Annotated in this window: 6 protein-coding genes; 4 read left to right on the plus strand and 2 right to left on the minus strand. The window is 66.8% G+C overall.

The annotated features are described in order from the left end of the window. The coding region (locus tag DBR10_RS18050) for a family 16 glycosylhydrolase (RefSeq protein ID WP_199225364.1) at positions 1-7,722 on the minus strand (7,722 nt) is incomplete at its 3' end. Positions 7,723-8,230: 508 nt separating this feature from the next. Further along, positions 8,231-8,971 carry an SPOR domain-containing protein gene (locus DBR10_RS18055; protein ID WP_158272252.1) on the minus strand — a complete coding sequence of 247 codons (741 nt, stop codon included), beginning with the start codon at positions 8,969-8,971 and terminating at the stop codon, positions 8,231-8,233. Between the two features lie 156 nt (positions 8,972-9,127). On the opposite strand from DBR10_RS18055, the gene DBR10_RS18060 reads away from it, so the two are divergent. From DBR10_RS18060 to DBR10_RS18075, 4 genes are all read left to right on the plus strand, one after another. Continuing rightward, entirely contained in the window at positions 9,128-9,649 is a 522-nt protein-coding gene (locus tag DBR10_RS18060; RefSeq protein ID WP_108489759.1) for a hypothetical protein, read from the plus strand. Between the two features lie 30 nt (positions 9,650-9,679). Beyond that, positions 9,680-10,060, plus strand: coding sequence for a hypothetical protein (locus DBR10_RS18065; protein WP_108489760.1), 381 nt, complete (start codon positions 9,680-9,682; stop codon positions 10,058-10,060). A gap of 110 nt (positions 10,061-10,170) precedes the next feature. Continuing rightward, positions 10,171-11,895, plus strand: a complete 1,725-nt coding sequence (locus DBR10_RS18070; protein ID WP_108556558.1) for a type I secretion system permease/ATPase — start codon at positions 10,171-10,173, stop codon at positions 11,893-11,895. Next, the coding region (locus DBR10_RS18075; protein WP_158273175.1) for a biotin/lipoyl-binding protein at positions 11,892-12,261 on the plus strand (370 nt) is incomplete at its 3' end. The genes DBR10_RS18070 and DBR10_RS18075, both read left to right, overlap by 4 nt.

A 12,261-nucleotide genomic window follows, 5' to 3' on the forward strand; every position in this document is an offset into this window, starting at 1 on the left:
GACCGTCTGGTCGGAGAAGGCCAGGCGTTCAACGCCCTGCAGGCGATCGAAGCCGTCCGCGCCGCTGACGATGAAGCCGCCGGTGCCGTCGCTGTAGACGGTCGAGGCCGCCAGGGTGCCGCTGAAGCGGGCCGTGTCGGTGCCGGCACCGCCGACCAGGCTGTCGTCGCCCAGACCGCCGGTCAGGACGTCATCGCCGGCGTCGCCGGTCAGGGTCTCGGCCAAGGCCGTGCCTTCGAGCCACAGAGCGGTGGCGGCGGTGGCCGCATCCACGGTCTGGTCCGAGAAGGCCAGGCGCTCGACGCCCTGCAGGCGGTCAAAGCCGTCCGTGCCGCTGACGATGAAGCCGCCGGTGCCGTCACTGTAGACGGTCGAGGCCGCGAGGGTGCCGCTGAAGCGGGCCGTATCGGTACCGGCTCCGCCGATCAGGCTGTCATCGCCCAGACCGCCGGTCAGGACATCGTCGCCGTTGCCGCCGGTCAGGGTCTCGGCCGAGGCCGTGTCTTCCAGCCACAGGGCGGTGGCGGCGGTCGCTGCATCGACCGTCTGGTCCGAGAAGGCCAGGCGTTCGACGCCCTGCAGGCGGTCGAAGCCGTCTGTGCCGCTGACGATGTAGCCGCCGGTCCCGTCGCTGTAGACCGTCGAGGCTACCAGGGTGCCGCTGAAGCGGGCCGTATCCGTGCCTGCGCCGCCGACCAGGCTGTCATCGCCGAGACCGCCGGTCAGGACGTCGTCGCCGGCGTCGCCGGTCAGGGTCTCGGCCGAGGCCGTGCCTTCGAGCCACAGGGCGGAGGCGGCGGTCGCCGCATCCACGGTCTGGTCGGAGAAGGCCAGGCGCTCGACGCCCTGCAGGCGGTCGAAGCCGTCTGTGCCGCTGACGATGTAGCCGCCGGTGCCGTCGCTGTAGATCGTCGAGTCCGCCAGGGTGCCGCTGAACCGCGCGGTGTCGCTGCCCGCGCCGCCGACCAGGCTGTCGTCGCCGAGGCCGCTCGTGAGGACGTCGTCGCCGTTGCCACCGGTCAGGGTCTCGGCCGAGGCGGTGCCTTCGAGCCACAGGCCCGAAGCCGCCGCTGCGGCTTCGACCGTCTGGTCATCGAAGGCCAGCTGTTCAACGCCCTGCAGGCGATCAAGGCCGTCCGTACCGCTGACAACATAGCCGCCGGTGCCGTCGCTATAGACGGTCGAGCCCGCCAGGGTGCCGCTGAAGCGGGCCGTGTCGCTGCCCGCGCCGCCGACCAGGGTGTCGTCACCGAGGCCGCCGATCAGGGTGTCATTACCGTCTTCCCCGACAAGGCTGTCAGCGCCCGACGTCCCGGTCAGGGTCTTAGACCCGTCGTCGTCTTCGAGCTCGATGCGCTGGTCGGCAAACTGCACGAATTCGACGCCGGTCAGCAGATCGCTGCCCTCGGCGCCCGTCACGATAAAGCCGCCGGCTCCGTCGCTGACGATTCCGTAGTCCGCCGCCACGCCGACATAGACCGCCGTGTCGATGCCGTCGCCACCGATGAGGGTGTCGTCTCCCAGGCCGCCGGTCAGAACGTCGTCGCCGGTGCCGCCCGTCAGGGTCTCGGCCGCGGCCGTGCCCGTCAGCCAGAGGCCGGTGGCCGTCGCCGCCGGATCGACGGTCTGGTCTGAGAATACGAGACTCTCGATACCGGTGATGTGGTCCATGCCCTCGGCCGAACCGCTGGAGAGATCCCGGACATAATAGCCGCCGGTGCCGTCGCCATAGACGGCATAGGCCGAGCGCGGCCCGGCATAGAGTGCGCTGTCGACGCCGTCGCCGCCGTCGATCTGGTCGTCGCCGCCTTCGCCGCGCAGGGTGTCGTCGCCGCCGTTGCCCAGAAGGGTGTCGGCACCGCCGCGCCCCTGGAAGAGGTCGCCGCCTTCGGACCCGACGAGGCTGTCGTCCAGCGCGCCACCATCGGCGATGTTGCCGATTGCCAGGCTCTCGAGGTCGGCCGTCAGATCGGAGAACTGGGCCTTTTCGATCGAGATCAGGTGATCATAACCCTCACCCTCGGCGCGCCGGTCGACCACGAAATAGCCGCCCAGACCGCTGCGATAGACCGCGTAGTCGGCAGCGGTACCGGTATAGACTGCAACGTCGTTGCCATCGCCGCCATAGAGCGTGTCGTCGCCGGCCCCGCCGAACAGGGTGTCGTGACCGTAGGTGCCGGGCAGGAAGTCTGCGCCGCTCGTGCCGGCCTTGTAGTAGCCCGGAGCCTCGGCGGCCGAGATCGTGCGGTCGCTGAACCGCAGGAACTCGATATTGCTGACATAGTCGTAGCCGTCCGGCGCGCCGCTGCTGATGTCGCTGACGAAGAACCCGCCGACATCGTCGGCATAGATCGCATACTGGGCCCGGGTTCCGGCGAAGGCAGCGGTATCGACGCCCGCGCCGCCATCCAGGGTGTCGTTGCCGTTGCCGCCCAGCAGGGTGTCGTCGCCGCCGCCGCTGTTCAGGACATCCGAGCCGCCGTAGCCGAACAGCATGTCGTGATCGGCACTGCCGGTCAGGGTGTCGCCGATCCGCGTGCCCTGGAAATAGAAACCGGACGCGATATCGGCCAGGACGCCCGCCTGGTCGAGGAACTGGATCTGCTCCACCGCCGAAAGGTGGTCGGCGCCGCCGGTCGTCTGGTGGCTATAGACAAAGTAGCCGTCGTGCCCGTCGCTCAGGACCGTGTATGCGCTGGCCGCGTTCGTATAGACGACCGTATCGACCCCGTTGCCGCCGAAGATGTCGCCATTGCCGCCGAACGGCAGGTTGAAGCCGGCACCACCGAGGATGGTGTCGTTGCCGTTGCCGCCGAAGGCCCCGGTATTGGCCGTGGCGTCAATCAGGACCCCGTTGCCCGGATTGGCGACCGTCACGCCCGGGATGGAATAGGCCTTGATGTAGTCGATATCGAAGGAGGTGGCCGTCAGGGCCGCGTCGTCGACCAGGTTGGTCGTGCCGCCGAAATTGCCGCCGACAGCGAGATTGACCAGCATGTACATCGGCTGGTGCAGGTCGGCCGGCGTGGCGAGCCGGTAGACCTCGGTGCCGTCGATGTACCAGATGATGAAATCGTTATCCCAGAGGAGCCCGTAGGTGTGGAACTCGCTCGCTGCGCCCGGCGTGTAGGCGATATCGCTGGCCACGCCACCGTTCAGATAGATGTCGTGCAGGGTCAGATAGCTGCTGTTGGGATCCGCACCGCGGGCCTCCAGAATATCGATCTCCGGCGGATTGCTGCCCGTTGACGGCAGGAGCCAGAAGGCCGGCCATGCGCCCGAGGCCGCCGGCAGCTTGGCCCGCATCTCGTAATAGCCATAGGTCTGGCTGAACGAGGTCTGGGTGGTCAGCAGGCCGGACAGATAGTTGTAGTTATAGAGGTCGGCCTTCAGGGCGTCCGGGGTGAGGCTGGCCTTGATCGACAGCACACCGTCCGTGTTCGAGAACGGGTTGAGCCCGAGGCTCGACCCGCTGGTGCCGGCATAGGCCGGATCGACATAGAGCTGCTGCTCGCCGGTCGCCTGCAGCGTCCGGCTGGTAAGCGGCCCCGCGCCGCGATAGCCATAGGACGTCTGCCAGGTGCCGCTGACACCGTTGGTCAGGCTGAGGCTGTCGAAGTTCTCGTCGAACGACAGGACCAGATTGCTGCGGTCCAGGGTCAGGCTGAAGTTCTCAGCCGTGAACGATCCGATCGTGGTGTTGCGCAGCAGGATGCTGTCCGTCGCCGACAGGGTCAGCAGGACGTCGGACCCGATCTGCTGCATGTTCGACTGGACCACCGCCAGCGAGGTCATGCTGGAATATTCAAGCCGCAGCTTGTCGCCACCGGCCCCGGTCGTGAAGTCGGTGATGACATCCGCGCCCGAGCCGAGACCGAAGACGAACTCATCGGCCCCCGCGCCGCCGGTCAGGGTGTCATTGCCGCCCAGACCGAAAATCACCTGGGTGTTGGCATCGCCGGTGATGGTGTTGGCCATGGCATTGCCGACGCCGGTGAGGCGCGCGCCGTTGCTGCCGGTACCGAACATCCGGAGGTTTTCGATGTTGTCGGCGAGCACATAGGTGACCGACGCCACGACCGTATCGATCCCCTGGCCAGCGGCTTCGATGAGCTTGGTGGCGCTGTTGAGGATCACATAGGTGTCGTCGCCCAGACCGCCCGCGAGGGTGTCCGGACCGATCCCGCCCGTCAGAACATTGGCCAGGTCGTTGCCGGTGCCGTTGAAGAACCCGGTTCCGGTAAAGGTCAGGTTCTCGATATTGGCGCCCAGGGTGTAGGTCGTCAGCGTGGTCCGGATGGTGTCAGAGCCCTGGCCCGACAGTTCGGTCACCACGTCGCCGGCATTGTCGACGACATAGACGTCATTGCCCCTGCCGCCGGCCAGGGTGTCGGCACCGGCACCGCCGTCCAGCGTATTGGCCCCGTCATTGCCGGTCAGGCGGTTGGCCAGGCTGTTGCCCGTCAGGGCCAGGCTGGACGTCCCGGTCAGGGTGAGTTGCTCGACCTCGACGCCGGCGGCCAGGACATAGCTGACCGCCGAACGGATCTCGTCGAAACCCTCGCCGGCGAGTTCGGTAACCCGGTCTGCCGGGTTGCCGACGATATAGACGTCATTGCCGAGGCCACCGATCAGGGAGTCCTCGCCAGGGGCGCCATCCAGGGTGTCGGCGCCGGCGGCCCCGATGATCACGTCATTGCCGGCCGTGCCGGTCAGATACGCGCCCTGGGCCGTCGCATTGGCCGAGACAACGCCGTCCGAGAAGGCCAGCCATTCGACCGCAGTGAGGGCGTCGGATCCGTCTCCAGCCGGGCTGCCCAGGCTGTCGATCACGCGGAAGCCGCCGGTGCCGTCCGGCACGACGGTGTAGCGCGCCCGCGCTCCGCCATAGACCGCCGTGTCGTCGCCCGCAGCGCCGTTCAGAACGTCATTGCCGGCCGAGCCGACCAGCGTGTCGGCCCCGGCCCCGCCGACGATCGTTCCCGCGACCACCAGGCTGCGCGGATCAAAGACGCCGTCCGAAAATTGCAGGGCTTCGATACCGGAAACCCGATCGCGACCTTCGCTCCCCGCGCCGAGTTGATTGTCTTCGACATAGTAGCCGCCCGAACCGTCGGGCCGCACGGTGTAGCGCGAGGCCGGCCCGGCATAGAGCGCAACATCCAGACCGCTGCCGCCCGTGAGGGTGTCATCACCCAGACCGCCGACGAACAGGTTCTGGCCTGCGGTCGCCACAAGCGTGTCGGCATTGCCGGATCCGACGAGCGCAACGCCGCTGGCGAAGCTTTCGATCGTCCCGGAGCGGTCCGAAAAGGTGAGCTTCTCGATGCCCGAGACCTGGTCGACGCCACTGTTGGCCGAGACGGCGCCGTCGCGGACGAAATAGACCGAGCCCGCCGCATAGACCGTGTAGCGCGAAGCCGCACCGGCAAAGATGGCCGTATCGACGCCGGCTCCGCCGAGCAGGGTGTCCGCGCCGAGGCCGCCGACCAGGACGTCATCGCCCGAGGATCCCGACAGCTGGTCTGCGAGCGCGCCGCCGACCAGCATCAGGCCCTGGGCATAGGATGCGATGTCACCGGACTGATCGGCAAACTGCAGGGTTTCAATGGAGATCAGCCGGTCGCGACCCTCGACGCCGGTCTGGTCGTCAACATAGAAGCCGCCCGTCCCGTCGCTGTAGACAATGTATCGCGACGCCGGGCCGGCATAGACCGCGATATCCACGCCGTCGCCGCCGCTGAGGGTATCGTCGCCGCCGCCGCCGATCAGCAGGTCGGCTCCGGACGTTCCGACGAGACCTTCGGCCGCCGCGCCTGACGTCAGATAAAGACCCGTCGCCGTCGTGGCCGGATCAAAGGTCGCATCGCTGAACTGGAGGCGCTCGACGCCCGTCAGATAATCCTGGCCCTCGTTCGCGCCACCGGCCCGTCGGTCCAGGACATAGGTGCCGCCGGCCGCGTCGGTGTAGACCGAGTAATCCGCGCGTGCGCCCGAATAGACCGCCAGGTCGTCTCCGGCCCCGCCCTGGATGACGTCATTGCCGGCCAGGCCGATGAAGGTATCCGCCGCCGAGCCCCCGACCAGGGTGTCGGCTCCGGTCGTACCCTGCAGCACGGCCCCCGTCGCGGCATCGGCAATGGCCACCAGGCCATCCGAAAACTGCAGACGCTCGATCCCGACGAGGCGGTCGCGCCCCTCGGAACCCGTGACGCTGGTATCCTGGACGTAGAAGCCGCCGCTCCCGTCCGGCGTCACCGTGTAGCGGGCGCGCGGGCCGGCATAGACGGCAATATCCTCACCGGTCCCGCCGTCGAGCTCGTCATCGCCCAGCCCGCCCGTGAGGGTATCGGCTCCGCCGAGCCCGAACAGGCGGTCGGCGCCGGTCCCGCCGGTCAGGATGTTGGCCGCGGTATTGCCCGTGCCGGTGAACGCCGCAGCGCCGGTATAGGTCAGGGACTCGAGTTCACTGCCGAGCGTGTAGGTCGCCAGGGTGGTCCGCACCAGGTCGTTGCCGCCGCTGGCCAGCTCAACCACGACATCGCCAGCGTGATCGACGACGAAGACATCATTGCCCGTGCCGCCGTCCAGCGTATCGGCACCCAGCCCCCCGTCGAGGGTATCGTCACCGCTGCCGCCCGTAAGGGAGTCATTACCGACGCCACCGGTGATCCGGTTGGCCGACGCGTTGCCGATCCCGGTAAAGGCACCGGCACCGGTATAGACCAGGGCCTCGACTTCGGTGGCGAGGGTGTGGCTGGCCAGACCGGTCCGGACGGTATCGAAACCGCCGCTGGCACTTTCGGTGACCCGGTCACCGGCGTTGTCGATGATGAACACGTCATCGCCGGTGCCGCCCGTCAGGGTGTCAGCCCCAACGCCGCCGTCGAGGGTGTCGTTGCCGACACCGCCGATGAGCCTGTCCGCCCCGATGCCGCCGGTAACGGCCGTGCCGGCCGCATTGGCGTAGCCGGTGAACGCCGCGGTACCGCTGTAGACCAGGGCCTCGATGTTGGCCGCGGCCAGGGCGCTGACCAGGCTGGTGATCTGGGTGTCGTACCCCTCGCCGGCGTTCTCCGTGATCGTGTCGCTGGCGCTGTCGGTATAGTAGACATCATTGCCGAGACCGCCGACCAGACGGTCGGCACCCGCGCCACCGTCCAGCGTGTCATTGCCGGCACCGCCGGTGATCACATTGGCCAGGGTGTTGCCGGTGCCGTAGAAGCTGGCCGCCCCGATATAGGTCAGGTTCTCGACATTGTCGGTCAGGGCATACGCCGAGATCGTGGTCCGGACCAGATCGGTGCCTTCGCCGGCATTCTCGATCACGATGGTCCCGGCGCTGCGCACGACGTAGGTATCGTTGCCGGCCATACCCCTCATCGTGTCGGCACCACCGCCGTCATCGAGGGTATTGATCGCCGAATTGCCTTCCAGCAGCGAGGCGAACAGGTTGCCGGTGATATTCAGGCTCGCCGTGCCGGTCGCGGTGACGCGCTCGATCTCGGCACCGGCCGTCACCACCCAGGACCTGGAGGTCTGGACGGTATCGTAGCCGCCGCCGACACCTTCGACGACGACGTCGCCGGCGTTGTCGATGATGTACAGGTCATCGCCCAGGCCGCCGATGAGGGAGTCGGCACCCGCCGCTCCGTCCAGCGTATCGTTGGTCGAAGTGCCCGTGAGGGTATCAACGCCAGCGGTGCCTACGAAATTACCCATCAACATCCCCGCAGCCAGGGAACCCCCCGGCCAAACTGCGGACGGGCCAATCGCCATCCGCTGTTCGCTAAACAGCAAGCGTTATGCCACGCGACAATAACGCAGGCGCGAACAATTTACAGTTTATAAACCAAAATACGCGGAAAGCGCGCATTGGATGCAGAGATTTAAGTTTGACGCAAAAACGGTACCGTTTAGCCACAGACTCGCCTGAAAAGAGAGCGGCGCTCCCCTCTTGGCGGGCTCTCTAATTCGACAGTAAGATAGTCGAAAGTATTCGACGGATCGAATTTAAGGTTCAGGACAAATTAACAGTCCTGAGCTGCTCCCAAAACAAGACTCACTGGTCCCGGTTTGATCCACGCGCCATTTTGGGACGAGCCAAAATAGCACATGCGACAATGTGCATCAGCTCACATCTGTGCTGTTGCGGGACAACCCGGCCCAGGGCGGTTCAGAAGCTCTCCGAGCACATGCCCGTCACCGGCAAACTGACCCGGGAAAAGCGCTAGCCCCGAACGAAACAGGCTCGCTCCCGAGCGGACAGGGCCGCACAGAGCTCGCGCGCCGCCGGTCGCGACGGAAAACCCTCGACCAGAAGTCTGTGAAAGACCTTTCCTCCTACCGTGGCGGATTCCACGCGCGGAGCCAGTCCAGCAAGATTGAAGCCACCCTCAGCCTGGAGGCGGGCCCACGCCTCGAGCGCCTGGCCAGGGGTTGAGAAGGCCCCGAGCTGGGCCCGAACCGAACCTGCAGCGGACGCCATGGCGACCGCTGGCGGCGCAACTTGCGATGGCAGGACCGGCGCCACGGCGACCGGTACCGGGACCGATGGCGGGCGCGCAGTTGCGACCTTGACCCCCGGAGTGCCGGCGGGGACTACCTTGGCGCCCGGCGCACAGGCGGCCTCGACCACCCGGCCGAGCAGGGTATCGTCACCGGCGGCGCGCCACCCGGGCCTCGGGCCGATCCGCCCCAGGGGCGGCCGGTCCAGCGCCTCGGCATAGAGCACCAGTTCCTCGAGCTGGAAGCGTCGCGTCGCACAGTCGACCCGGACGACGCCGTCGACGCCCCCGACCCCCATCCGGTCCATATAGCTGGGCCGTGCACCGCGATCCTGGAAGGTGACCTGCCACTGGGCGGGAGCCTCGACCGGCTTGCGAGCGGTCAGGCGCAGCACGCTGTCGCCGCCGCGCGCGCCGGCCGGCACCGTCACACAGAACAGCCCCAGGAGGGGCAGGAGCGGCAACAGGCCGAAACCCTGCGACAGCCGGCGGCAAAACTCGGCTGAAAGGGTTCTGCGACAGTGGATATTCGATTGACGGGGCCGAGACTTCATCGCACTCCAAGGCTCATTCCTGCGGGTCGTCATCGATCGGTTGCATACGGTTCGGAGTAATCGGACATGAGCATTGTCTTGATCGGCTTGGCTGCTGCCGCGACCAGCGGCGGCTTCAAGCTGCCCCACCTGCCTCTTCCGCGCCTGCCGCACACCGTTACGATCCCGGATCTGAGCCTGTCCGACACCCGCATCAAGAAAAAGCGCGTCGCGGGCTGGAACCTGATTGTCTACAAGGATTCCTTCACCGGCGTCACGACCTGCAGGCTCTCGAAGGGTCGCATGGCCTATGAGAGCGGCAAGGTGGCCTTCCAGTTCCGCAGCTCGACCGACACCTCGCGGGCGACCTACCGCGTGGCGAACGGCCCGGTCATGACCGCCGTCGCACCGCTCGATACCTTCATGACGACCAATCTGGCCCGCCTTGAAAACCCCAGCCAGGGGCGCGTTCTCGTGCCGGCCCAGGAACTGGCCGGTTCAACCCAGATTGCCATCCGGCCGCGCTACGCCCGCAAGGCCAGCACGTTCCGGCTCAAGGGCCTCGACACGGCCCTCGCCCAGGCCAAGGCCCGGGGCTGTCCGCAGTAGGGGCGAGGCAGCGATACAGGGGGAACGCCTTTGAGCGGGCAGCGCATCATCAATCTTCCCAATGGCGGCGGGGCCAATTCAGGTCGCGACGTCTGGTTCGCCATAGAGACGGAAGACGGCACCCGCCAGGAACTGCAGATCTACCTGCACCAGCTGGACACCTTTGTGCTTGGCCTGCGGCGTTTCGGGGCCAGTGCGGAAGAGCTTCTAGAGCAGAACTATCCCGGCTCGAGCAGCGCTCTGGATAAATATTCGCCGCCGGCGGTAAAGTTCCAGGCGAAAAAGGCTGACGACGGCGCAATCAGCCTTTGCATGATGGACGAACTCGGCACGCCCATCCGCGTAACCGTGCCCTCCAGCAGTATAAAGCCCTTGCTGATTGAGCTTTTAAAGGCCATCTCAGCAAAATAGTTAAGCGGTCATTCACTGTTATCGCTTTGTAAACTCACCTAGCCGATTGTCTGGCCGAATACCGCCGACGGGCTTTGCGGTTCAGGGATCAGGAGAAGTCAGTGGCGGGCGTGGCGGGCGTTTCCCAGCAGTCGAGTGGTGCCAAGTCCGAGCTCTCGGCGGCCCTCGCAGCCCTGAAGTCGGCGGTCTGGGGCGTCGGTCTCGCAAGCGGTCTGATCAACGTCCTGGCGCTGACCAGTTCGATCTTCATGCTGCAGGTCTATGACCGGGTCATTCCGAGCCGCAGCATTCCGACGCTTCTCGCCCTCGCGGTCCTGGCAATTACGCTCTACGGCTTCCAGGGCGTGCTGGAAGTGGTCCGCTCGCGCCTCCTGGTCCGCATCGGCGGGGCCCTGGACCACAGCATCAGCGAGCGCATCTACGACATCCTGGCGCGCCTGCCGCTGCGGGCCAAGCTGGCCAATGACTCGGTCTCGCCCCTGCGCGATCTCGACCAGATGCGCGGCTTTGTGGCCGGGCCGGGCCTGACCGCCCTCTTCGACCTGCCGTGGATCCCGCTGTATCTGGGCATCTGCTTCCTGTTCCACCCGCTGATCGGCATTGTGTCGACGATCGGCGCCCTCGTCCTGATCGCGCTCACCGCCCTCACCGAACACCTGTCCAAGACCCCGATCGAGGAAGCGGCCCGCATGCTGGGCCGCCGCAGCCGTCTGGCCGAGGCAAGCCGTCGCAATGCGGAAGTCCTGCAGGCCATGGGTTTCCGCCACCGCCTCGGCAAGCGCTGGCGCGACGCCAATACCGAATACGGCTCCAAGCAGCAGCGGGTCAGCGATGTCGGCGGCGGCCTGTCGAGCATTTCGCGGGTCCTGCGCGTCGTGCTGCAATCGACCCTGCTCGGCATCGGGGCCTGGCTGGTCATCGAGCAGAAGGCCTCGGGCGGGGTCATGTTCGCCAGCTCGATCATGATGTCGCGCGCCCTGGCTCCAGTCGAGCTGTCGATCGCCAACTGGCGCGGCTTCGTCTCGGCCCGCGATGCATGGCGCCGGCTCGGCGAAATGCTGGCCTTTATGCCGGCCCGCCCCGAACAGCTGGCCCTGCCTCTGCCCCAGCGCAGCCTGATGGTCGCCAATGTGACGGTCGTTCCGCCGGGCGAGAAGCGCGTCGTGGTCGACGGGGTCAGCTTCAACCTGACGGCCGGCCAGGGCCTGGGCGTCATCGGCCCCAGCGCCTCCGGCAAGTCCTCCCTGATCCGGGCTATCGTCGGCGTCTGGCTGCCGGTCCGCGGCGAGGTCCGCCTCGACGGCGCCGAGCTGGACAGCTGGGACCCCGCCGTGCTCGGTGACGCCCTGGGCTACCTGCCACAGGACGTGGAGCTGTTCGACGGAACCATCGCCGAGAACATCAGTCGCTTCCTGGTCAATCCGGACCCGGCCAAGGTCATCGACGCCGCGCGCGCCGCCAATGTGCACGAGCTGATCCTGCGTCTGCCCGACGGCTATGACACCCAGATCGGTGAAGGCGGGGCCGCCCTGTCGGCCGGCCAGCGCCAGCGCATCGGCCTGGCCCGGGCCCTGTTCGGCAACCCCTTCCTGGTGGTGCTCGACGAACCCAACGCCAATCTCGACGCCGAGGGCGAAGAGGCCTTGAATATGGCCATTTCCGGTGTTCGAAGCAGGGGCGGTGTGGTCATCATCGTCGCACACCGGCCCAATGTTCTCGCGACCATCGACTTTGTGCTCGTGATGCGTGACGGCCGGCAGCAGGCTTTCGGCCCGCGTGACGAGATCCTTGCCCAACTGATGAAACCCGCCGCTCCGGCGAGAACGATCAAATGACGACCGTACCTGCCGCAGACCGCCCGTCCATCCACAAGCACCTCAGGCTGATTGCCATCCTGAGCGGCGTGCTCGTGTTCATCCTCGGCGGCTGGGCCGCCCTGACCAAGGTCTCCGAAGCCGTCATCTCGCGCGGCTCGCTGGTCAATGCCAGCTACGTCAAGAAGATCCAGCACCCGACCGGCGGCACGGTTCGCGAGATCAACATCCAGGAAGGCCAGAAGGTTCAGGCCGGCCAGCTGCTGATCCGCCTCGACGACGTCCAGGTCCGCGCCGCGCTGGCCATCACCCGCAGCAACATCCTGCAGCTGCGCGCCCGCCAGGCCCGCCTGCTCGCCGAGCAAGCCGCCGCGACCGGCGGGGCCA

Source organism: Caulobacter sp. HMWF025 (assembly GCF_003060965.1).
In the GTDB taxonomy this organism is placed as follows: Bacteria; Pseudomonadota; Alphaproteobacteria; order Caulobacterales; family Caulobacteraceae; genus Caulobacter.